Origin of the sequence: Paenibacillus sp. J2TS4 (genome assembly GCF_018403245.1) — a bacterium.
Taxonomy (GTDB): domain Bacteria; phylum Bacillota; class Bacilli; order Paenibacillales; family NBRC-103111; genus Paenibacillus_L.
Genome location: NZ_BOSH01000003.1, coordinates 467751 through 489745, shown reverse-complemented (window position 1 = coordinate 489745; position 21995 = coordinate 467751). Strand labels below are relative to the sequence as shown.

Annotated in this window: 21 protein-coding genes and 1 CRISPR repeat array; of the genes, 6 read left to right on the top strand and 15 right to left on the bottom strand. The window is 49.5% G+C overall.

Annotated elements, in window-relative coordinates; genetic code table 11:
- The first annotated feature begins 358 nt into the window (after positions 1-358).
- The gene (locus KJS69_RS09480; protein WP_213583478.1) at positions 359-1114 is read left to right on the top strand and encodes a (S)-benzoin forming benzil reductase; all 756 of its coding nucleotides are present in this window, start codon (positions 359-361) and stop codon (positions 1112-1114) included.
- 138 nt (positions 1115-1252) lie between these two features.
- Here the strand turns inward: KJS69_RS09480 and KJS69_RS09475 are convergent, their stop codons facing one another.
- Positions 1253-1558 carry a hypothetical protein gene (locus KJS69_RS09475; RefSeq protein WP_213583477.1) on the bottom strand — a complete coding sequence of 102 codons (306 nt, stop codon included), beginning with the start codon at positions 1556-1558 and terminating at the stop codon, positions 1253-1255.
- A 191-nt stretch (positions 1559-1749) separates the two neighbouring features.
- Positions 1750-3480 carry a hypothetical protein gene (locus tag KJS69_RS09470; RefSeq protein WP_213583476.1) on the bottom strand — a complete coding sequence of 577 codons (1731 nt, stop codon included), beginning with the start codon at positions 3478-3480 and terminating at the stop codon, positions 1750-1752.
- Between the two features lie 524 nt (positions 3481-4004).
- Between KJS69_RS09470 and yqeK the strand changes: the two genes are divergently transcribed.
- Together yqeK and KJS69_RS29650 are read left to right on the top strand one after the other, a co-directional pair.
- A complete protein-coding gene (gene yqeK, locus KJS69_RS09465; protein WP_213583475.1) occupies positions 4005-4619 on the top strand; it encodes a bis(5'-nucleosyl)-tetraphosphatase (symmetrical) YqeK in 615 nt (204 codons plus the stop codon).
- Between the two features lie 110 nt (positions 4620-4729).
- Positions 4730-5632, top strand: a complete 903-nt coding sequence (locus KJS69_RS29650; RefSeq protein ID WP_249730444.1) for a stalk domain-containing protein — start codon at positions 4730-4732, stop codon at positions 5630-5632.
- Between the two features lie 94 nt (positions 5633-5726).
- On the opposite strand, the gene kapB is transcribed toward KJS69_RS29650, so the two are convergent.
- From kapB to KJS69_RS09435, 5 genes are all read right to left on the bottom strand, one after another.
- Entirely contained in the window at positions 5727-6122 is a 396-nt protein-coding gene (gene kapB, locus KJS69_RS09455) for a kinase-associated lipoprotein B (protein WP_213583474.1), read from the bottom strand.
- 26 nt (positions 6123-6148) lie between these two features.
- Positions 6149-6472, bottom strand: coding sequence for a thioredoxin family protein (locus tag KJS69_RS09450; protein WP_213583473.1), 324 nt, complete (start codon positions 6470-6472; stop codon positions 6149-6151).
- A complete protein-coding gene (locus KJS69_RS09445; RefSeq protein WP_213583472.1) occupies positions 6465-7208 on the bottom strand; it encodes a DUF6483 family protein in 744 nt (247 codons plus the stop codon). Before KJS69_RS09445 ends, KJS69_RS09450 begins: the two co-directional genes overlap by 8 nt.
- A 90-nt stretch (positions 7209-7298) precedes the next feature.
- Complete coding sequence (locus KJS69_RS09440; protein WP_213583471.1) at positions 7299-7814, bottom strand: hypothetical protein; 516 nt, start codon at positions 7812-7814, stop codon at positions 7299-7301.
- A 14-nt stretch (positions 7815-7828) separates the two neighbouring features.
- A complete protein-coding gene (locus tag KJS69_RS09435; RefSeq protein ID WP_213583470.1) occupies positions 7829-8308 on the bottom strand; it encodes a glutathione peroxidase in 480 nt (159 codons plus the stop codon).
- A gap of 589 nt (positions 8309-8897) precedes the next feature.
- A CRISPR array of direct repeats spans positions 8898-9204; the repeat unit is 32 nt; unit sequence ATTTCAATCCACGCATCCACGTAGGATGCGAC.
- A 441-nt stretch (positions 9205-9645) separates the two neighbouring features.
- Between KJS69_RS09435 and KJS69_RS09430 the strand changes: the two genes are divergently transcribed.
- Positions 9646-9879: a hypothetical protein gene (locus KJS69_RS09430; RefSeq protein ID WP_213583469.1), complete on the top strand. Its 234-nt coding sequence runs from the start codon at positions 9646-9648 to the stop codon at positions 9877-9879.
- Positions 9880-10927: 1048 nt separating this feature from the next.
- Here KJS69_RS09430 and KJS69_RS09425 read toward each other — a convergent pair.
- The 3 genes from KJS69_RS09425 to KJS69_RS09415 form a co-directional block, all read right to left on the bottom strand.
- On the bottom strand, positions 10928-12544 hold the full coding sequence (locus KJS69_RS09425) for an ABC-F family ATP-binding cassette domain-containing protein (protein WP_213583468.1): 1617 nt from the start codon (positions 12542-12544) through the stop codon (positions 10928-10930).
- 110 nt (positions 12545-12654) lie between these two features.
- Positions 12655-14592, bottom strand: a complete 1938-nt coding sequence (locus KJS69_RS09420; RefSeq protein ID WP_213583467.1) for an ABC-F family ATP-binding cassette domain-containing protein — start codon at positions 14590-14592, stop codon at positions 12655-12657.
- A 4-nt stretch (positions 14593-14596) separates the two neighbouring features.
- Entirely contained in the window at positions 14597-15643 is a 1047-nt protein-coding gene (locus tag KJS69_RS09415) for a M42 family metallopeptidase (RefSeq protein WP_213583466.1), read from the bottom strand.
- A gap of 132 nt (positions 15644-15775) precedes the next feature.
- Between KJS69_RS09415 and KJS69_RS09410 the strand changes: the two genes are divergently transcribed.
- Together KJS69_RS09410 and KJS69_RS09405 are read left to right on the top strand one after the other, a co-directional pair.
- Positions 15776-16108, top strand: coding sequence for an ASCH domain-containing protein (locus KJS69_RS09410; RefSeq protein ID WP_213583465.1), 333 nt, complete (start codon positions 15776-15778; stop codon positions 16106-16108).
- 134 nt (positions 16109-16242) lie between these two features.
- Positions 16243-16674, top strand: a complete 432-nt coding sequence (locus KJS69_RS09405; protein WP_213583464.1) for a hypothetical protein — start codon at positions 16243-16245, stop codon at positions 16672-16674.
- A gap of 179 nt (positions 16675-16853) precedes the next feature.
- On the opposite strand, the gene KJS69_RS09400 is transcribed toward KJS69_RS09405, so the two are convergent.
- The 5 genes from KJS69_RS09400 to KJS69_RS09380 form a co-directional block, all read right to left on the bottom strand.
- Positions 16854-17141, bottom strand: a complete 288-nt coding sequence (locus tag KJS69_RS09400) for a Dabb family protein (RefSeq protein WP_213583463.1) — start codon at positions 17139-17141, stop codon at positions 16854-16856.
- Positions 17142-17341: 200 nt separating this feature from the next.
- Positions 17342-18901 carry an ABC-F family ATP-binding cassette domain-containing protein gene (locus KJS69_RS09395; RefSeq protein WP_213583462.1) on the bottom strand — a complete coding sequence of 520 codons (1560 nt, stop codon included), beginning with the start codon at positions 18899-18901 and terminating at the stop codon, positions 17342-17344.
- Between the two features lie 95 nt (positions 18902-18996).
- Entirely contained in the window at positions 18997-20595 is a 1599-nt protein-coding gene (locus tag KJS69_RS09390; protein WP_213583461.1) for a DUF6382 domain-containing protein, read from the bottom strand.
- A gap of 120 nt (positions 20596-20715) precedes the next feature.
- Positions 20716-21222: an A24 family peptidase gene (locus KJS69_RS29945; RefSeq protein ID WP_213583460.1), complete on the bottom strand. Its 507-nt coding sequence runs from the start codon at positions 21220-21222 to the stop codon at positions 20716-20718.
- A 106-nt stretch (positions 21223-21328) separates the two neighbouring features.
- Positions 21329-21994: a TadE/TadG family type IV pilus assembly protein gene (locus KJS69_RS09380; protein ID WP_213583459.1), complete on the bottom strand. Its 666-nt coding sequence runs from the start codon at positions 21992-21994 to the stop codon at positions 21329-21331.
- Position 21995 lies beyond the last annotated feature (1 nt).

Below are 21995 nucleotides of genomic sequence, written 5' to 3'. Positions count from 1 at the left end.
TTTCCCCAAAAAGTGAGGATAAGCTTCGAAGCGATTCCAGTTACTTTTCGGGGACCCCAAACCAAACCGAGCTCCTTATCTATTTGATGGGCCTTCGGATGGTAGGAATACAAAGCCAAAACTCGCCCTGGAAGCATCTTTCTTTCTCCACTTTATGAGCTATTCAATCATAAGTTCAATTTATATAGCTTCGCATGCCTCCCACTTTTCTACGGGCGCCTCTCCCTGCGCGCGTTGCGGCGCTGGCATGGGAATGGTCAGACCCATCTGCCGTTGTTCCTTCATTATCCCTTCCATAGCCCTGCCCGCGGGAATTTGATACACTGGTAATACATTACAACTGATAGGGGGACTTGCGTTGAAAGCCATTATGATTACGGGAGCTTCCAGAGGGTTGGGAGAAGCTTTGGCCCGCCAATTGCTGGAGCCGCACCATCATCTGATCTGCTTGTCCAGAGGCCGTAACGAGGCGTTGACCACCGAAGCTATAGAGAAGCAAGCCAAGCTCGATTGGGTGGAGATCGATCTCAATGAAGTCGACCGGTTGGAGGAACGGCTGGAAACTCTATTCAAATCGATAGATCTCAGCAAGATGGATTCGCTGTATTTGATTAACAATGCGGGAGTTCTTCAGCCGGTTGGTCCTGTGGAAAATAATGATAGCACTCTGATCGCAAGTAACATTCGCATCAACTTGATCGCGCCGATGATTATTACGTCCAGCTTCATTAGGGCGACCCGTCATCTCAAAGCGGAAAAGCGAGTGTTGAACATTTCATCCGGAGCTGGCAAAAAAGCCTATTATGGCTGGAGCGGATATTGTACCTCTAAAGCGGGATTGGATCATTTTACAAGATGTGTCGGGGCCGAGCAGGAGGAGTTGGAGCATGGTGTCCAAATTGTTTCGGTTGCTCCCGGAGTCGTAGACACGGACATGCAGGCGGAAATTCGTGCTTCCAAGGAGGAAGATTTCAAGCAGCGTCAGCGATTTATCGATTTTAAAGAGCAAGGACTGCTGTTTTCCCCTGAGGTGGCGGCCGCCAAGCTGTTAAAGGTGCTTAAGGGAGATTCCTTCCCTAACGGACAAGTCCTCGATGTGCGTGACATGGACTAATTCATCTGGCGCTTCATGAGTGAACGATACGGTTCTCGATAGGGTAAAGAGCCTGCAGCTTTTAGCGCAAATGAAGGGGCTGTCCCACAGCAAAGAAACTTGTGGGACAGCCCCTTCCGGACCTGACAGACCGCGAGCTTACCAGCTCCACTTGCTGGTCTTCAGTCCGGCTTTGACGAGCAGCGCGTCAAGCAGCTTCATTTTATCCTTGCTCAGTGCTTCCTCCGTACAAGCCGACTCCGGTTGATATTTCAACTCGAGAGCTTTGCCCAAGGTGGAATCCCCCAAATTATTCGTTACCTTCGCCTGTTCAAAACAAACTGGAGCAATGTAAGTCTTATAAGTATGCTCTAATATTACTCTGGTTTTGGCAGGCGGAGATACTTCGATCTTAATAAGGGTTAGGCAGAGAGCCACTACTACAATCGCTAAAATTACAAGCATGGATTTACTTCTCAAATTCAGTCACCTCATATGAAGTTTAAATCAGCAAATCTTACCAACCCTTAACACACTATCCCATTGTCCGCCTCCACTCTTTCCAATGTCAATGATTATAGCAAAAGATTCACTAAATGTTCAGTTGTTGGACAGATTCCCGGGTCATCTTGACCATCATGTTAATGTACGGATGGCTAGTTCGCGATAAGCCGAGTCTCCCATTCAATCTCCGAATCCGCCGTATAAGGGCCCGGTATGGTGACATAGGCTAGAGCGGCTGCCCCAGAGACTGACATCAAGCTTCTCGTTAGGCTGATCCCGATTTGAACAGCTCCTTCGCAGGTGAGCCTGGATTGCTGTCCCCCGAAGGAAAGCGACAATTGCTGGTCCGATACCGGCTGTATTCTTAGCTCGTTCTTCCCATCATGAATAAGCAAAGGGAGCATTTGCTGGCAGGAGACGAACGAACGCTTCAATCGAAGCTTATATTTCCATGCGAATTCTCTGTCTCGCATGAGGAGTTCCTTCTCGCAGGCCAATGACTCCGTTTCCCATATTAACCGGATTCCGTTCTCCAGCAGCTCCGCTTCCACATTCTGCTGCGTATCCGGATAAACGTACTGCCCTTGCTCGTCCTCGAGCATGAGCCCCTCCCATAAGCCGTCACTGAGATATCTCTGATCCTTGGCTTGGTAGCCCAGCAATCTGGGTTCGGCTAGCGGAAGCATCACTCCGTCAAGCCGGTAATGAAATCCTTGCATGGCCGGCACATATTTCCGATTGTGCATACGAAGTGTGCAGCCCATAAACTGTCCGCGGCGCTTAATGAAGGCATAGCCGCTGTCGGCGTCCAGGAACTGGTCCTCTTCCGGAACCTCCAAGCAGCTCAATTCTGGGGTGAGTCCCCCTCCTCCCCGGGAAAGCCAGACATCGGCCAATGCGATCCCTGTCATCGCCAGATTGTTGTACATGTTGACGTGGGTATAGGATTCGAAGCCGGTTCTCAGTCCGTGGGGCAAATAGTTAGGAGTGCAGCTGTAGCTTCCGTCTTCCTTCTTGTATTTTAACCAAAAATCCCAACTTTTGCCAAAAATAGAGCTTTCCTTCAGATTAGTGATGCCAAGCAGCGCCACCCCTGCTCCCCAGGTGAACATTTGATAGCTGCTTCGTTCTGTCATCGCCAAGGTTCCGTCAGCAGCCAGCGTCCGAAGGATCCATTGCATCCCGCGACGGATGATCGTCTCGGCCCGCTCTCTGAAATGATTATGCTCCGGCTTCCACCGCTCTATCGTAATCAGCGTACCCGCCAGAATAAATACCGTAAACAGATGATAGGCAATGGGCATCCCGTCAAGCGAGGTTCGTTCATGAGTCAATTCATCATTGATAAAATGACTCGGGAGCTGAGCGAGCTCGACCATCGAGAGCAGGTTATCCAGCTTGGCGGAATCCGCTGGCCGGTAGCCAAGGCTGTCGGTGAATAATTCCATTCCCCATTGCAGAGCGGCGCAATTCGTATTGACCTGCATGCAATCGTCTGCATACTCCGCATAGAAGTTGCCGAACTCCAGTTGGCATGATTGGCGCTCTGATTCAGGAAGCTGCAACAGTGCCATCAGACTGTAATGATACAGAAAAACCCGGCAAAAAGGCGATACCCCTTCACGGTCCCGCAGTAATTCGACCGATCTCCTCACCATAGCGAGGCACTGCTCCAACAGTTCCGGTTGGCGCTCATTCCGATAGACAGCAGATAAAATGACCGCCGCATTGGCCGGAGCATAATTTTCGCTGTAATGCGTTTCGAACGGATCAAGCAGTTGATTATATTCTGTTACCGTCCAGGAGCGAATAACCGGGACAAAGTCGGATAATACCTGCTTCATCGAAGCATGGACTTTCGTCCAACTGACGCTGGAAGACATTCTGATTCCTCCTTCGGGCCTGTTACGGCCGCTTGCTTCTTACAGCCCGCCGACAGCCGTTCTAATATTCCGTTCAGCAAACTAATCCACATGGAATATATTGGGGATATATTGCTCGCGAGCTTCTTTGGATTCCCTTTCTGTTTTCACATCCTTCCACAGATTCCTTTTCCCTCGCTAATAAAGTCTCGTTAAGGCTGCAAAAATCTCTATATCTCGCTTTACAGCATTTTTGTTGAAAAATAGCAAACTTTCAGAAATGACAAACATGGAAATTTATACATGTAGAATGAATCATGCTAGTAATGGTTCCAAAAAGTAAAAAAACTTGTAACTAAAAATAGTTTTTACACCCACAGACCGAGGATCGTGATAAGATAAGGGTAAGAGCGAACCATTCATTTCCATATTCGCTTGAGTTGTTCTACCATTTTCAAACAAATTTAATAGAGAAAGAGGGGGGATTAACAAACATTTCTGAATAAGGACCACCCACTATATTATCAATGACTAGGAGGAAAGTGATGAACCCTGTCCTTAAACCGTATGACGATGTAGAGCTTTCCGGCTGTCTTGAGGAGGATGTATCTCTTTTTCTAACCCGTCATCAGCGGCCCATAACTGCAGAGCACTCGATTCGTGTCGGTAAAAAAGCAAGGGAGCTCGCGATCAGATTCGGAGCTGACGCAGATCAAGCGGAAGCGGCTGGCTATCTTCATGATGTAAGCGCTATCTTCCCTAATGATGAACGGATTGAGGTTTCAAGACAGTTGGGGATCGAGGTGCTTCCGGAAGAAGAGAAATTCCCTATGATCATTCATCAGAAAATATCGCGAGTCATGGCCAGGGAGTTATTCCGGATTACAGCCGAACCGATTCTTAGCGCAGTGGAATGTCATACCACCTTGAAAAAGAGCTCCTCGCTGCTGGATCGAATCGTATTCGTAGCCGACAAGATCGAATGGGACCAGAGCGGAACGCCTCCCTATCTCGATCATCTGCTCAAGCAGTTGGACCGATCACCCTCTCATGCGGCTCTTGTTTACCTGGAGTTTCTCTGGGACAGGAGAGACACCTTGAAGGTCCTACATCCATGGGCGGAGGCGGCCTACAAGGAACTGTTGGCGGAGTTAGACTAAGGCAAGTGTAATCTCCTCTTCACAATAAGGTTAACTAGACACAGTCATAAGGATAGCTTAATCGAAACGGTTTAGGACAATCTTAGTGACAGATGAAGGAGGAGGACAGCATGAAACTATTTATATCCAAATTCCATGGCTGGTTAGCCTTATGGCTTATGGCTGCGCTATTTGTTACAGGAAATACGGCCGCAGCCGCAGCAGACAAAATAACGATTAATGTCAACGGTCAATCCGTGTCCTTCCCTGACATGCAGCCGACTCGCGTGGAGGGCAGAGTACTTGTCCCCCTCAGGCAGGTGCTGGAAGCTATGGGGGCAGAAGTGAAGTGGAATAATAAGAGCCAATCCGCTGTAGCCACTCTGAATCAAAGCACTGTCGAAATCATGCTGGATTCCAGATATATTCAAGCTTCGAACGGAACGGACTCTTCGCAAGTAGTACAGCTGGATATCCCGGCGATCCTTCTGGAGGGGCGGACGATGATTCCGCTGCGGGCCAGCGGAGAGTTGTTAGGCTTCTCCGTAAGCTGGGATGAAGCGACCTTGACCGCCGACTTGAAATCGGGAGGCCCATCTTCGGAGCCAGCGCTTTCCTTTCCCCATTACCCTTTACAAGGGGATATTAAGCAGCTTCACGAAGAAGAGCTTGACGCTTTTTTCCTGACGAACAGCGTCAGAGAAAGGCATAAAGCCGGAATCCCTCTAGGTCTTCATGTCGAATTGAGCCAAGTAGCCCGCGAGAAATCCAAGGATATGAGCGATAAAGATTATTTCGACCATTCCTCGCCTACCTACGGCAGCCCGTTTGACATGATGAAGTCCTTCGGAATCTCCTTCAATGCGGCCGGGGAAAATATCGCTATGGGCTACCCGACTCCGGAAGAAGTAGTCACAGGGTGGGAACACAGCCCTGGTCATCTGTCTAATATTGTCTCGGAAAATTTTGCATATATCGGAGTCGGCTACATTGAAGGCTCCAACGTCTTCTGGACTCAAATGTTTACGGACTAAGCCTTCATGAAGTAATTCAAATACGATAGGAACAAAGCCCGAAGCTGGGAATCGCAACGATTCTCGGCTCCAGGTTTTGGCGGCTAATGATAGCCTAGGCTTGTTCGGGAAAATATTCTTTTTGCAGAGCATGTAGCTCTGACAAACATTTTTCGGAAAAACGAATAGATTTGGTTAACGCTTCTATATCCGCTCGTAACGCTTCCTTCAAAGAGGCCTCATACTCGGGAATAGGCCCGGAATAGGCTTGTAAAGTCTCGAGCGGCATCAAGGCAATTTCTTGATTCGCCAGAGCCCGTCTTTGATGAAAGTATGAGACATCGGGATTCATCGGATGATGCAGGTTGCCCTGCATCGGATGATTAAGCACGGCCAGCACTTGAACCGCCGCCTTGGAGCCATTCGGATTCCATTCCACTATCTTGCCGACGTATTTCCCCGTCTTATACTCCGCCTGCACAATCTCTCCTACTTGATAAGTATCCGACATGCGATTTTGCCCCTTTCATGACAATATTAAGTGTCCCCGTTGGTTTCTCGTTTAAAAAATCGGAACAGGGCATCCACCGATTGAATCCGGTTAAGCCGGTCGATTAATTGACCCTCGTTAAACAACAATACGCTCGGTACGGTCGTCAAATTCCAGGTGCGTACGGCCATGGGAGCAAAGTTAATATTGCATTGGTAGACAGCCATCCCCGGTATAGCTTCGGAGACGATGCCGAACATTCTAAGAGCCAGCTTGCACGTCCCGCATAGTGGAGTATACACCAGAACAGCAAATTCCCCTTCTCGCTCTCCTACCTTTCTAATCAGGTCTTCCTCTGTCAATTCAATCACGGTTACGCTCCCCATGGTCAATCTGCGAAAGGCCGGATGCTTCCGCACCAGAGCTTCTCCTGCCCTCTGCGGGCTGTTGTTCCTCCAGAGCCTTAAGCTCCTGCTGCGCCTCCCGTATTTCTTCCCTCGGCAAGCGTCCTTGCTGGAGCTCTGCGTCCGATAGCTGCAGAAGCCGTTCATACATCTTGTGACCAAATTGAATCGCCTCGCCGTGCGCATCCTGACCAATCCATTCGAACAGCCAGTCCTCGGCGTCCGAATATCGCTCCATCTGCAGGCAGTACCGGCAGATTTCATGCAAGCAATCCTTTTCCAATGAATAGGGAGCCAGCTTGTCCAGCAGCCCATCGGTTTCTGCAACCAGATCCATGTAATCGGTTTGGGTAATCCCGAGTCCGCGGGCCGCAAACAACAACATAAGCGACTTGACGTACATAGGATAGGCAGCGTCCCGCCCTTGAACCGATTCGGTCAACTCGCCATCCTCCCGTACGAGCCGAGCGACAATCAGCAGCTTGTCTGTATCCACGCCGTTGCCGCTGGTCAACAGCTTGATCAGGTCCTGGTAGGACAACGCACGAATCAGCTTTAGGCTTATACCGAGAGAGCGGCCCAGCCACTCCTCCATAATGGCCTCGGCCTGATCGGCCTTCTGCTCTTTTCTTAAGCCCGCCAACCGGCCAAGCATCTGGGTCATCTGACCGATGAGACGCATTAAATAATCTCTGTGGTACACGTTCGGCCCTCCTTCATCGGTCTTCCTTACCGGACTGTTCCTTCATCACGGCTTCATCTTTGCTTTATCATTGTTCCACACCGTAAATCATCAAAGCTCTTGCAAGCTGCGGAGAGTAAGCAGAGTGTTCTCTACTAATCGAGGAATGTCCTCCGCCACTTCCTCCCCGAATTTTCGGGCAAAATCTATCTTGATCTCATTCCAATAGGTCTTGGGAACCTCTCCATGAACATAGGAGAGCGTTTGGGTCACCGGGTACTCTATTCCCCACAGTTCCTCCAGCCGATGCTTGATTTGCTGGCAAACCTCATCAGGATTCCTCACCCTTTTATAAAATCGGAGGATAATCCCGCAGCCTGGCTTGATGTTTTCCAGCTCCATAATTTCCGCGGCCAGATCAGCCGTACCGGCGTGCAGCTCCATTTCGGCGAACTCGTCCTCACCGCCGCCACTCTGCGCAAATCTCACCCCATACGTCCGGGACATTAACGACAGATCTACCCGGTCACTGCGCCCAATGACCGTCATTCGTCCGGATAAATCATAATCATAGACCGTGCCTTCAAGAACGACCTTTATATTTTCATAGATAGTCGGATCGAACAATGGCCTCTACCTCTTTACAGGGCTGCTTCCACATCGGATACAAGGTCCGCGTCATCCGGACTTGTCCGGCTGCCGTAACGGGCGATCAACTGGCCGTCCCGCGAAATAAGGAATTTCTCAAAATTCCATTGAACTTCCTCTTGCGAATCTGAATGGGCCGTCAGCCATTGGAACAGCGGATGCTTCTGGTCCCCTATCGCATGCACTTTCTCCATTACATCGAAGGTTACATCATACTTGGTCCGGCAGAACTGCACAATTTCATCCATCGACCCCGGCTCCTGTCCGCCGAAATCATTGGAAGGAAACGCCAGCACGGTCAATCCCCGTTCCTTGTAGGCACGGTGCAGCTTCTCCAGCGCTTCGTATTGTGGTGTAAATCCGCATTGAGAGGCGACGTTGACGATGAGCAGCACCCGTCCTTTATACTTGTCCATTGAAATCGGCTGTCCGTCTGCACCGTTGACAACTAAATCAAAAATAGACTTTTCCATTTAAGGTTCCTCCTAAAATTTGATTACTATGTATATAGGGCACTAAAGAAAGCTGTCGTTCGTCCAAAGGAAAGTGCCTCCGAAGGCTTTCCATGAGCTTTATATCTTTAATGCCGACAATTCAGCAGCCCTATTCCTGCGTTTCAATCCACGCATACACATAGGATGCGACTTTTCCATGTAATCACTGGATACCATATGATCGATTTCAATCCACGCATCCACATAGGATGCGACTGACTTACGTGGAGCTGCACAAAAGCATGTCGGTTTTATATTTCAATCCACGCATCCACATAGGATGCGACAGCGGGGTCTCAAACCTAGCATACCACAAGGGTTCGCAAGCTCAAAAGTGCGAATCCCAATTTTCGTGCATCTTTTCAGGTGACTTTTTCCAGAAGAATGCTTAAAACCCGCACGGTTACGCAGGTGCGAATCTCCCGGGATTTTCATGGGAGCTTGAGGTTCGCACTTTCCTTGCGTATGGAAAACGCCATAAAATCATAAATCCCATGCTGATTTTCAATCAACACTCACATGGAGTGCGACTCCTGCATCAGATCCATTTCAAACTGCGGATCGTCTACATTTCAATCCACGCATCCACGTAGGATGCGACTTGGTAAAAAAGGCGGCGGAAAACACTGGACAAAGAAGATTTCAATCCACGCATCCACGTAGGATGCGACCCAAGGTAAGTTCTCCATTTCATATTTCATGATAATTTCAATCCACGCATCCACGTAGGATGCGACCAAGATAAGCTGCTTGAGGCGCTGAAAGCACGGATTGATTTCAATCCACGCATCCACGTAGGATGCGACTCTTATAAATACCGAGCGCTGTTTAACTTTACCTGAGATTTCAATCCACGCATCCACGTAGGATGCGACTGCGGGGTCTCAAACCCAGCATACCACAAGGGCTCGCAAGCTCAAAAGTGCGAATCCCCATTTTCAAGCGCTGTATCTGGTCATTTTATTCCGTAAAATCCCCGAAACCCGCGTCGTTACGCCGGTGCGAATCTCCCGGGATTTTCATGGGAGCTTGAGGTTCGCACTTCCCTCGCGTATGGAAAACGCCATGAAATCATGTAGCCCGGGATAGTGGTTTCAATCCTCGTATCCACTTGGAGTGCGACATGTCCGTATAGTAAACAGCACCACGTGAAGGCATGACAAATCCTTATTCTTTCCTGTATGACTAAAGGTCCACTCCATCCTATTATATCAATACCTATCCAGCGAATCTAATGGTTGATCGTTAAGCGTAAAATGATTACAATAATTTCGAGAAGTATTATAATGACGAATTAACAAGGAAGGTAATAAACCATGACCGACTCGACTAATTCCCCAAACCAGGAAAGCTCCCAAGACGCTGCAGGCTCCAGCGCGGAGCCGAAAAAAATGAGCCTGGCGGAAGCCGTACGCAACAAGCTGGCACAAAAAAAGCAAGCCCAGGACCAAAACAAAAATAAAGACTTCGGTCCGAATTCCAATCAAAAAATGAAAAGTCAGATGACCAAAAAAGTAAATAACCAGCGGCGCCGGACAGGTGGAAGCTAGGGCGATGCTTCTATCTGCCCGGAACAGCGTATGACGTGATTGAGTCTTAACGGTCACGTCCTGTTCATCTTCTAACCATGCCACGGGCTCCCGGCGAAGGTTCAATGAATCCATGGATCATTATAATAATCCCACAAAGCTGACGTGTGGCCTTTGAAGTGTATTCCTAAATCCTATAATGTAAGGATAAACGCCTGCGGCGTCCTTGATCTCTGATCAAGAAAGCCTGCGTTTGCCGTCGAAATTGACCGATAACGATTATTCTGACAGAGTCTTTATGAATGAATGATGGACAAACGTAAACCATAGGTGAGATACTGCCTAAGTGGGATGCGATGATGAAGTGTGCTGCCATGCAGGTTCGGTATAATGGAATGCGCTGCAGGACTACAACCGAAGGTTGGCGCAGTGAAAGCACTTCGTACGTCATAGATTCAGAACATGCTCCATCGCAGATTAGACTCTCTGCTGACAATCGACTGCAATAGTGCAGTCGTTTTGAGCGGAAATCGCCCTTTTCCATCCATCGACTGCGATTGTACAGTCAAATCTTTAGGTTCATCCCTTTTTCGGCCTAAATGGAAGAATCTACTGCACATTTGCAGTAGATCTAGCCAAAAAGGCGTAAAGGTTTCTCATCGACTGCACATTTGCAGGCGAACTGTCGTAAAGGGAGCAGAACCTGCTCCATGACGGCACTTTCTCTTATCCGCCCCCTGTCCTCCTTGTTTCGTGTGAGCGGTGGCAGACCAGCTTCATCTTATCATCGGGTTCAATTCAAGGGATGACTGCTCATAGCTATAAGCTTGCCAGAACCCCCTTTCGAACCGGAGGGGATTTCTTACACAAAAATGTCCCAAAAGTCAGTTTATGATTTTCAAAGCCCCCACTTCTGGCAGAAGCTCAATCTAAACAGAAGCCCCCATCCCCACTTCCTAGGTGGTTTTGGAGGCTTTTCTTTTTTATTCTGGGACTGGTTCATCCTTTGCTGTCCTCATGGGACAGCCCCTCATACTCCCGGGGTGGTTGAACCGCCCTGGTAGCGGGATTAACTGCCGAGCAGCTGTTCCCGCTGCTTTTTCACGTCCGGATGATCCAAATACTCCTCATATGACATCTGCTTGTCGATGATGCCGTTAGGGGTAATTTCAATAATCCGGTTCGCGATCGTTTGGATAAACTGATGGTCATGAGAGACAAAGATCAGCGTTCCTTCAAAATCAATCAGACCGTTATTCAGTGCGGTAATCGACTCCAGATCGAGATGGTTCGTCGGTTCGTCCATCAGCAGGACGTTCGAGCCCGACAGCATCATCTTGGAGAACATACAGCGAACCTTCTCGCCACCGGACAAGACGCTCGATTTCTTCATCGCTTCTTCTCCGGAGAAGAGCATCCTTCCGAGGAATCCACGAATGAAAGATTCGTCCTGCTCCTTGGAGAACTGTCTAAGCCAGTCTACCAAGGTCAGATCGTTCTCGAAATAGCTCGAGTTTTCCTTGGGGAAATAGGCCTGTGAAGTCGTTACTCCCCAAGTGTAGCTGCCTTCATCCGCCTCGACTTCTCCCATCAATATCTGGAACAATGCCGTCTTGGCATTGCCGTAAGGTCCGACCAAAGCGATTTTATCCCCTTTGTTTACAACAAAGTTCACCTTGTTCAGCACAAGCTCGCCTTCAACCTTCTTGGAGAGATCTTCCACCATTAGCAGCTGCTTGCCCGCTTCCCGCTCCGGTTTGAAATGAATGTATGGATATTTCCGCGAAGAAGGCCTGATGTCCTCCAGCGTCAGCTTCTCCAGCAGCTTCTTTCTGGAGGTTGCCTGCTTCGATTTCGAAGCGTTGGCGCTAAAGCGCTGAATGAAGGCTTCCAGTTCCTTCCGCTTTTCCTCCACCTTCTTGTTCGCCTCTCTAGCCAGCCTCAACGCCAATTGACTGGACTCATACCAAAAGTCATAGTTACCGACGTACATTTGAATTTTGCCGAAATCAATGTCGGCAATGTGAGTACAAACTTCATTTAGAAAATGTCTGTCGTGAGAGACAACAATGACGGTGCCTTCGTATCCGTCCAGAAACTTCTGCAGCCAGCGAATCGATTCCAGATCCAAGTGGTTGGTGGGCTCATCCAGAAGTAAGATCTGCGGATGGCCGAACAAAGCCTGCGCCAGAAGCACTCGAACCTTCTCGTTCCCGCTCAGCTCCTTCATTTTCTGATCGTGGAGCTCCTTGGGTATGCCAAGTCCCATCAGCATTTCTGCCGCATCCGACTCCGCTTCCCAGCCGTTCAGCTCCTGGAATTCGCCTTCCAGCTCGGCCGCTTTCATTCCGTCTTCATCGGAAAAATCAGGCTTCGCGTACAGCGCGTCCTTCTCTTCCATAATTTCATATAGCCGGGTATGCCCCATAATGACTGTCTTTAACACTTCAAATTCATCGTATTCAAAATGGTTCTGCTTCAAAACAGCGACACGTTCACCCGGTGTCACATGAACTTCTCCGCTGCCCGGCTCGATTTCCCCGGATAAAATTTTAAGAAACGTCGATTTGCCCGCTCCGTTCGCGCCGATCAACCCGTAACAGTTGCCCGGCGTAAACTTAATATTCACATCTTCAAAGAGTGCTCGACTTCCGTACCGCAAGCTAATATTACTGGTACTAATCATCTATTGGAAACCCCCTTCAATAAGGAAAAAAATGTATCGTGATGACCCTTGAATGCCCAGAAGGGCCGCAGGCCGCAACTTCTATCATAACATAACCGAGCCGGTTCCGCTTACTTTCTTTTTTCCTGCTCGATTTGTTCTACAAGCTCTGACAGCTCGGCCCAGCGATCCATCGCCCGGTCCAGCTCTTCGGCAACGGTCCGCTGCTCTTCATAAAGAGACTGAACCTGCTCTACATCGCTGCCGGCCTCGGCTATTTGGGCTTGCAGCCGTTCGGCCCGCTCTTCCAGCCCGGCGATGACCTGCTCGATCTCGTCCCACTCCTTCTGCTCCTTATAAGAAAGCTTGCGCGGACGTTTGGAAGAAGAAGTGTCTGCATCCCGCGGATCGGTAGAAGTATCCGGGCCCGCTGTCTTCGACTTTTTATCCGCTTCCTCTACCACCGGCTCGTTCCGTCGGGCCGCAAGATAATCGGAATAACTGCCTTCATAAACGCGAACCCGGCCTTCCGCGTCTTCGAAGGAAAACAACCTATCGGCGGTCCGATCCAGAAAATAGCGGTCATGAGAAACGGTAATGACCACTCCGGGGAAGCTATCCAGATAATCTTCCAGCACGGTCAATGTTTCTATGTCCAGATCGTTGGTCGGCTCATCCAACAGCAGCACATTCGGTTCCCCCATCAGAGTTCGCAGCAAATACAACCGCCTGCGCTCCCCTCCCGACAGCTTGCCGATCGGCGTCCATTGGGCGGATGGAGAGAAAAGAAATCGCTCCAGCATTTGCGCGGCGGAAATCGTCTGCCCGTCCTGAGTGCGAATCATCTCTGCGCCTTCTTTAATATATTCGATGACGCGCATTTGTTCGTCCATTTCCTGACTTTCCTGCGTATAATACGCGAGCTTGACGGTCTGTCCGAGCTCGATCCGCCCATCGTCAGGCTGGAGACGGCCGGCCAGCAGATTTAACAAGGTTGTTTTCCCGCTGCCATTCCTGCCGATGATGCCAATCCGATCGTTCGGTAATGCAATATAATTGAAATCTCGAATAACGGTCCGTCCATCGAACGACTTCGACAGCTGTTCAATCTCCACAATTTTCTTGCCTAATCTGGAAGCCGAAACCGACAGATCCAGCCGCTCGGCTTGCCCTCCGGGGCCTTGTTCCTTGAGCTCCTCTACCCTTTGGATACGCGCTTTCTGTTTGGTTGTTCTCGCCCTTGCTCCTCTTCTCAGCCAAGCCAGCTCCCGGCGGAGCAAATTTTGCCTCTTCGCCTCCGAGGAGGCCTCCTGCTCCTGCCTGTCCGCCTTTTTTTCCAAATAGACGGCATAATTGCCCTCGTAGCTATATAATTTGCCTTGACTGATTTCAAAGATCGTATCGGTCACCCGGTCCAGAAAGTATCGGTCATGGGTTACGAGCAGCAGAGCTCCCCTATATTTCGTTAAATACTCCTCCAGCCACTCCACCGTTTCATTGTCGATATGGTTCGTCGGCTCGTCAAGAATGAGCAGGTCGGCCGGCTGGATTAACGCCGCAGCGAGAGCGACCCTTTTACGCTGTCCGCCAGACAGCAGGGAAGCCGGCTTATGAAATTCGGAAATGCCTAGCCGGGTCAAAATCGTCTTCGCTTGCGTCCCGGCCTCCCACGCATTAGTCGAGTCCATGCGGGCCTGGGCCTGAAACAAACGCTTCTGACTTGCTTCCGCCTCAGGGTTCTGCTCCAGCTCGTAAAGAGCGCCTTCATAATCTCTAACCGCCTGCATAATAGGATTGTCGCCTTTATACAGGTAATCCAGAACCGTGATTTCTTCGTCGAATTCCGGATTCTGAGGCAGGTACTCGACGCGAAACTGCCGCGCGTGGATCACTTCTCCCTCATCGGCGGCCTCCAGGCCCGATACGATTTTGAGCAGGGTGGATTTTCCGGTTCCATTTACTCCTATCAAGCCTATTCGCTGTTTCTCCGATATCGTAAAGCCAATCTTGTTAAATAGTATTTTATCGCCATAGCTTTTGGATAAATGTTCCGCCGTTAATATGTTCATCGTTTCAGCTCCCGGGTTGTTCCATGATATAAGCGGCCAGTAAGGCAATCGTGTTCCACAGCGCTTTCTCATGAGTCCGCTCCACGGCATGAGAAGCCTGAACGCCGGGCCCGATCAGAGCCGCCTTGATGTTGCTGCCGCCGCGCAGAGCCGCCGAAGCATCGGAGCCGTAGAACGGGTATAAATCGACGGCAAAATTCAGTCGTTCACGCTCCGCTAAACGGATCAATTTCGTAGTCATGTCGTAATCATACGGGCCGGTCGAATCTTTCGCGCAGATCGATACGTCCTGCTCCGTACAGGTTAGATCGTCCCCGATGGCCCCCATATCGACAGCGATGAATTCGCGGATATCTTCCGGGATATAAGACGAGCCGTGCCCTACCTCCTCATAAACAGAGAGGATGATTTTGACCGTTCTCGGCGGGAGCTTCTGATTCACAGACAACCATTCCAGCAGCCCGAACAGACAGGCGACCCCCGCCTTGTCATCCAAATGCCGCGATTTGATCCATCCGTTAGGGAGAAAACGGGTACGAGGATCAAAGGAAATATAGTCTCCGGGTCGAATCCCTAGTGCTTCCGTCTCTGCCTTGCTGCCGACTTTCTCATCCAGCCGGATTTCCATGTTGGCCTCTTCCCGTTTCAAATCCCGGGCATCCGGATAGACATGAACGGAGGGACTCGTCGTCAGAATGGTGCCCGAATATTCTCGGCCCTCCCTAGTGTGCACGGTGCAATATTCCCCTTCAATCGAATTCATCGCAAATCCGCCTATGGAGGAGAGACGGATACGGCCGGAAGCTTTAATCGAGCGAACCATGGCGCCCAATGTATCGACATGAGCGGTCAAACCAATCGGCTCGTCGCTTTGTCCGGGCAACGTCAAGACGCCGCCTCCTTTGGGCAGAGACTCGAATGAGACGCCCAGCTTGCCTGCTTCTTGTTCAAGTAAATTCATCGCTTGGCGGCAGTATCCGCTCGGACTAGGAATCGATAGCAGCCTTTGCAATAGGTTGAGCACGTAAGCCCGGTTAATCTGATCGATCATGAAATCCCTCCTAAATGTTCTAAAAACGGATAAAATTCAGCCAAAGCAACCTAAGCTAAGTATGGTAAAATGAAAAGTGCGTTCGGATTTATCATCCGACTGCAGTTAACATCTGGAAGGAGGACGATGACTATGTCGATGACACTGCCCCCTAAAACTTGCTCCGTCGAGAGGTTAGTGACAGTCAAGGAAGATATTCAGAAAGTTCTGAGCGGAAACAAATCCGCACAAAGGCGAAACGGACGCTACGCAGACCCCGGAGAAATCATGGAGCTGGACGGCCGATCCTATGAAGTCTATAATATATATCGGCAAAGCTTAGGGGATCTGACCGATGCCGAAGCGCAAGCGGAAGGCTTCGAAAATGTCGAAGCTTATAAGCAATACATTTTATCTATGCATAAAGGGATGTCCTGGATGCCGGAGATGAAAGTTTGGGTGCATGAATTCCGGCCCGTTCCATAAGATTTGCTGCCATCCTTGGTGCTGAACCGGGCAGGCCCGGCTGCAAGCTTCCCCCGTTTATCAATACAGTGTAGTATCATAAAGGATACTACACTGTTTTATTGTTTTTTTCAATCGAGCCGGAGGAGAACCGAATGTATTCATTCTTGCTATATGTACATATATTAAGCGCCGTCGCATCGATCGGCCCGTTCTTGATCCTGTTTCCGCTTCTTCCCAAAATGCGCCGTGCTTCCCACGACAGCCTTTCCTACCATGTGCCGATGTTCAAATATGCAGTACGGCTTAGCAAGCATGCCGGGCATGTTCTTGTCATTTCCGGAGCTCTGCTCATTTGGATTACTCATTGGACGTGGCTGACCTCCTGGGTAATCATGACCCTAATCGTCATGTTCGGCTCCTTGTTCTTCATTGCACGCGCTTTCTCTCCGACCTTGCGTAAGCTGATGGAGCCGGAAGCGGACAAAGAGGCATTGGTTGCCAAACTGCGGATGAACCTGATCCTGTACCTTGTCCTCATGCTGCTCATGATGTGGTTCATGGTCGCCAAACCGGAGCTATGGTAGCGATACAGAATCAAGCTCCTACATAAATCCAGTTAGTTTGAACGGAGATTGGAAGTCAAATCAGTCAAACCGGATTCAAGGTTGAGTCAGAAGTAAAGCTGAAAAAGGGAGTCGCTCTTAGTGAGACGGACTCCCTTATCTTTTACCATCCTGTATCCAGCAGCTCCAATCGAGAAGAATCAGCTCTCGTAATCGACTGCCACCGAGGATTCTCTGACGGTGGACATATATTTAATAACTTCCTGGTGGACGGGGTGGACCTGGTAAGCATCCAAATCTTCAAGGGAATCGAATTTGGTCACCAGAGCGATGTCATAAGAGCGTTCAGTATGGAGAACGTCGGCTCCGACCTCAATATAACGAAGCTGAGGGATTTTTCCTTCCATGTTCTTTAAAACCTGGACGGTTTCAGCTACGACAGCTTCTGTTCTTTCTTTTAACTTGAAAAATACGATGTGAGTAATCATGACAACGACTCCTTTTGAGATTGGTAGTATATGGAAATACGAAAAATACCCGATTTGGAGAGGGACTGTCGTACCTAATCAAGTCATCCCTCCGAAGCAGCTTCAATCCTAGGTTCTTGGCCGGTTCGCTAGCCGGCAACCCGCCCGCCTTTAGCAGCCTTCAACCTTGTTAATCGTATTAACCGATCCCTAATGCGGTTCTAGGTATTGACCCGATGAGTGGACCATTCCTCCACGTCCCAAACCTTGGTCACCCAATCTTCATAAAAATCCGGTTCGTGACAGACAAGCAGAACCGTTCCTTTAAATTCCTTAAGCGCCCGTTTCAGTTCGGCCTTGGCAATCACATCCAGGTGATTCGTCGGCTCGTCAAACAAAATCCAGTTGCTTTCCCGCATAAACAGCTTACATAAGCGGACCTTGGCCTGCTCTCCCCCGCTCAACATATTCAACGGGCGCGTAATGTGCTCGTTCTTCAATCCGCAACGGGCCAAAGCCGCTCGGACCTCATGCTGATTCATATGGGAGAACTCGCTCCATACGTCGTCAATCGGAGTTATATTCTTTGCCTTCATTTCCTGCTCGAAATAGGACGGATATAGAAAATCTCCGGTAAAGGTACGCCCGGACAGCGGATTGATTTTGCCAAGGATCGTCTTCAGCAAGGTAGATTTACCGACTCCGTTGTGGCCGACAATGGCGATTTTGTCCCCGCGCTCGATCGTCATATTCAGCTTCGGCAGCAGTGGATCGGTGTACCCGATTTCCATATCCGCCGCTTCGAAAACGATACGGCCGCTCGCCCTGGATTCCTTAATAATAAATACCGGCTTCGCCGCTTCCTCCGGACGATCGATGCGATCGAGCCGTTCCAACTGCTTCTGCCTGCTCTTGGCCCGGCCTGAAGTAGAATATCGCGCCTTGTTTCTCTGAATAAAATCCTCCTGGCGCTTGATAAACTCCTGCTGCTTCTCGTAGGCGTCTATATGCTGGGATTTGTTAATATCCGCCATCGTCAGAAACTTCTCATAGTTGGCCGAATAACGGGTTAATTTAGCAAATTCCAAATGATAGATGACACTAACAACCTTATTCATGAACTCGGTGTCATGAGAGATGAGTATAAAAGCGTAAGGATATTCTTGCAAATAGGAGGTCAGCCATTCGATATGGCTTACATCCAAATAGTTGGTCGGCTCATCCAGCAGCAGAACCGTCGGCTGCTCCAGAAGAAGCTTGGCCAGAAGAACCTTCGTTCTTTGCCCTCCGCTCAAGCTGGCAACATCGCGGTCCAGTCCAATCGCATCCAAGCCGAGTCCGTTGGCCGTTTCCTCAATTTTCACATCCAGCATATAAAAGCCGCTGTGATCCAGCCGTTCCTGGATTTCCCCCATTTGCTCCAGCAAGGTTTCCAGCTCCTCGGGAGTCGCTTCGGCCATCTTATCGGTAATGGCCATCAGATCTTTTTCCAATTCATACAGGGGCAAAAAAGCTTCCTTCAGCACATCCCGCACTGTCTTGCCGGGCGACAGATTCGTATGCTGATCCAAATATCCATATCGGACATTCGGGGTCCATTCGACCTTGCCCGTATCCTTCAACAACTGTCCGGTTAATATATTCATCAGGGTAGATTTGCCTACTCCGTTCGCTCCGACCAGTCCGACATGCTCTCCCGCCAATAAACGGAACGACACGTTCTTAAACAGCATGCGGTCCCCGAAGCTATGACTTAATTCTTCTACCGTCAAAAGGCTCATGTTCTTTCCAATGTCTCCTGTCTAATCCAATTCATCTTTAAATACCGTATTATTATATCATTAACTGGTTTGGACAGGAAAGAAGACAATTCTTCTTATAACGGATTTTTAAAAATCATATCGACAGTGGCAATCGTAATCCGGTCTTCTCCTTGCAGTGCGTATTCCCGGTAAGGAATCAGACGCTCCTCATTTAGATAGCTGCCATTTTTGGAGCCTAAATCTTTAACATAATACCCTTCCTGCTCTTTGCTGCGGCCTATTTCCAGATGAACTCTCGATACACCGACCGTATCCTCTACATAGTGAACCGCTTCCTGACTTCTTCCGATTCGGAAGCTATCCTCTGCCACGGGCACCTTTTCAATATCGTCTTCTCTTTGCACCTCGAGAAAAGGCCGGAGCGAACCGATCATGGCTTGTACCCCGTCCGGCGTCAACAGTACCGTCTCATCCTGTGGAATGAGCAGTGTCGTCCGCTCGGTCAAGGTCGAATGAGGAGCCAGGTCCGGAGCTGAGACTGAATTTGGGGCTCGGGCAAGATCTGAATCCGGATTTACGACTGGATTTTGCTCCGAAGCCGGGAATGAATCCAGATCTGGGTCTGGAGAGGGATGCATCATTTCCAGCCTTGTCGGCGCCGCCTGTGAATCCGCCCCGCTGACCCAGGATGCTCCAAGCCCCCGCCTTGTCTCCTCAGGCATCCTTGGGATTCGCCGCTCAGGCGCCGCCTCCCTGCTCAAACGAAAGGATGGGCCAGCATCGTACTTTTCTTGGACGGGGACAGGTCCGACTGCAGCCCTCTCCGGCTTCATATTCTTCGTATGGAAGGTCAAGGGCAGCTTTCCAATCTTGTGCAGAACAAATAAACCGTCCGCTATCAATAAGCTCACGCCTAAACAAATATATAGCAGTCCCTCCGATGGATGGGTCCCGTAATAATACCAGACGCCTACAAGCAGTGCCGCGCTAAAGAGTACTAGCAGCTTAGGAACTAATGGCCGGTCCTCCGGAATGTTAAATTCAACGGCCGGCTCTTCTGTTTTTTCGTTTATCGAGGCTCGCGGAACGTATTCTGCGGCTGCTTCCATCGTGTCCGGAGAGGGCTGTGCCGTCTCTCCCAGACCATCCAGCAGGACCGCTTTTAATTCGATTAGACTGAACTGGCCTCCGCTTAAAAGCGTCTGCAGCTTTCGCCAACGCTCGCTTCCCGATACGGCCGTATGTTTCGCTAAGTAATCGGCAAGCCTTATCAAATCTTGCTGCGCGTTGCCTTTCCCGGATAATGGATGGAGCGGCAAATAGAGCAGTTGGATATCCGCAAGCTGCTGTCCGATATAGATGTACTCTTCCTTGAGCACATACCGTTCTTCATTGAGCATATAAATTTTGCTGTCGTCCAGGATCGTTACAATCGTATAAATAAAGGTATAGAACTGTTCCTCGGACAATTTCGTCCTCTTAATGACCTCCGTAAGCGTCGTAAGGGAGGTCGTATCATACCTGAATTGGATCGTTCGGTCTCTTTCCTCGAATTCTATTGGAAGCTGCCGCGGAACCGTATAGGTTTCCAGCATTTTATACTCCAACGGCACAAGATCTTCACGGGTTAACGGCGGATCGCTGGATAATACCAAATAACTTCCGTGCTGCCTTACAGTTTCACATTTTAAACCATACAACAACGTGGTCATGATTCACTTCCTTTCTATAATAAAGAGTGATAAACAAAGTGATTAGTCTCTATATAAGTGGCACATCTGTTCTCGGTTCCACCACTCCTAATAATGATGGCCGTTCGTGGGCTTCGGCCCCTAAATGAACATCTCGTAAACGGCCGTTAGATAGGCGGGAAAAGCAGCATACAGAAATGGATAGCGGATAACGTCCTTGCCGGAAAAGCCGAGCGCCCTGCGATTCTTCAACACAATCAAGTCAAACAGACGGTAGCCTAATCCCGCTGTTTTGGCGACAAATTGCTTTCTGACAACGAGAATGACCACTCCAATAATTCCAGCGTAAAATAGAGAATAGAAAATGCAGTAAGACACAAATTCGACTCCTGTCAAAGCGCCTACAGCTGCCAATAGCTTGACGTCGCCCGCTCCCAGCGCCTTGAACAGATACATGATAAACATGAAGGAAAATCCGGCGATCAGACCTGTCACTGAGTAGACGAATCCAGACCATCCCCCGGTCCAGCTATAGTAGCCTAATCCTGCAGCTGCACCGATTAAAACAAAAGTGTTGGGTATTTTGTGCCGGGTCGCATCCGTATACAAGGAAGCGACCATTAAGACGGAAGCGACAATCCAGGGCATGGTCACCCTCTTTTCTTCGATATAATTTTGGAAAATTCGCATATATGTAGCACTAAACAAAGCTGTCATTCCGCTCCGAAAGAAAGTGCCCCCGAAGCTTCAAATATCAGGCTCCTGTCCATATTCGTTCGTAAGCTCTTTTGCGCAAGTAAACCGTTTTATTGATGAAGGGAATCGGCAGCTTGAAGGCTACTTCCGCTTCAATCCCAAAATAAGCCTTGCTCGGATTGCCCAATGTCGGGAAAGTCATATCGGTTATCCGGAATTGTTCAGGACGAATAATATGGTTATCCGCATGACGCAGAACGATCGGCTTGAAGGCGTCATAGATTAGCGGAGCCAAGGTTTCATTGTAATACTGACGGTAAGCGTCCTGTCCCAGTTGCTCCCCTTGCTCGCGGAAAGTCTGCTCCCACTGCATCCATTTCACGATGGATTCGGGCAAAAAGGCAGCATAGTCGTCCACCCATTCTTCCGCTTGGATAAGCTTATCTCTCGCCTCCCCGACCTTGTCGACTATACCGCGCCATACGGCTCCGAGCTTAGACCCGGTTTCCGATTTCATTGCTTCTGTATATAGCAGCTCGACCGGATACATATACGCAGCCATTTGCTTGGTCGATTCCATCACGGTCGTTTTCAATGAAAGCTCTACGATAGACAACTGAACAATCGTGTTCAAGGCCAATGCGAAGGCGAGGAAAAACGGCATGATCAAAGCCGCTTCTAATGTAATTCCACCTTCCTGCCTGCCTAGGAACCGACGAATCAAA

What these genes read in the sequence shown, in the direction of transcription:
- KJS69_RS29650 (WP_249730444.1), top strand. Translation starts at nt 4,730, where the DNA reads ATGAAACTATTTATATCCAAATTCCATGGCTGGTTAGCCTTATGGCTT.
- KJS69_RS09420 (WP_213583467.1), bottom strand. Translation starts at nt 14,592, where the DNA reads ATGAACATATTAACGGCGGAACATTTATCCAAAAGCTATGGCGATAAA.
- KJS69_RS09415 (WP_213583466.1), bottom strand. Translation starts at nt 15,643, where the DNA reads ATGATCGATCAGATTAACCGGGCTTACGTGCTCAACCTATTGCAAAGG.
- KJS69_RS09470 (WP_213583476.1), bottom strand. Translation starts at nt 3,480, where the DNA reads ATGTCTTCCAGCGTCAGTTGGACGAAAGTCCATGCTTCGATGAAGCAG.
- KJS69_RS09395 (WP_213583462.1), bottom strand. Translation starts at nt 18,901, where the DNA reads ATGAGCCTTTTGACGGTAGAAGAATTAAGTCATAGCTTCGGGGACCGC.
- KJS69_RS09425 (WP_213583468.1), bottom strand. Translation starts at nt 12,544, where the DNA reads ATGATTAGTACCAGTAATATTAGCTTGCGGTACGGAAGTCGAGCACTC.
- kapB (WP_213583474.1), bottom strand. Translation starts at nt 6,122, where the DNA reads ATGTCGGATACTTATCAAGTAGGAGAGATTGTGCAGGCGGAGTATAAG.
- KJS69_RS09400 (WP_213583463.1), bottom strand. Translation starts at nt 17,141, where the DNA reads ATGATTACTCACATCGTATTTTTCAAGTTAAAAGAAAGAACAGAAGCT.
- KJS69_RS09405 (WP_213583464.1), top strand. Translation starts at nt 16,243, where the DNA reads ATGTATTCATTCTTGCTATATGTACATATATTAAGCGCCGTCGCATCG.
- KJS69_RS09430 (WP_213583469.1), top strand. Translation starts at nt 9,646, where the DNA reads ATGACCGACTCGACTAATTCCCCAAACCAGGAAAGCTCCCAAGACGCT.
- yqeK (WP_213583475.1), top strand. Translation starts at nt 4,005, where the DNA reads ATGAACCCTGTCCTTAAACCGTATGACGATGTAGAGCTTTCCGGCTGT.
- KJS69_RS29945 (WP_213583460.1), bottom strand. Translation starts at nt 21,222, where the DNA reads ATGCCCTGGATTGTCGCTTCCGTCTTAATGGTCGCTTCCTTGTATACG.
- KJS69_RS09475 (WP_213583477.1), bottom strand. Translation starts at nt 1,558, where the DNA reads ATGCTTGTAATTTTAGCGATTGTAGTAGTGGCTCTCTGCCTAACCCTT.
- KJS69_RS09410 (WP_213583465.1), top strand. Translation starts at nt 15,776, where the DNA reads ATGTCGATGACACTGCCCCCTAAAACTTGCTCCGTCGAGAGGTTAGTG.
- KJS69_RS09435 (WP_213583470.1), bottom strand. Translation starts at nt 8,308, where the DNA reads ATGGAAAAGTCTATTTTTGATTTAGTTGTCAACGGTGCAGACGGACAG.
- KJS69_RS09390 (WP_213583461.1), bottom strand. Translation starts at nt 20,595, where the DNA reads ATGACCACGTTGTTGTATGGTTTAAAATGTGAAACTGTAAGGCAGCAC.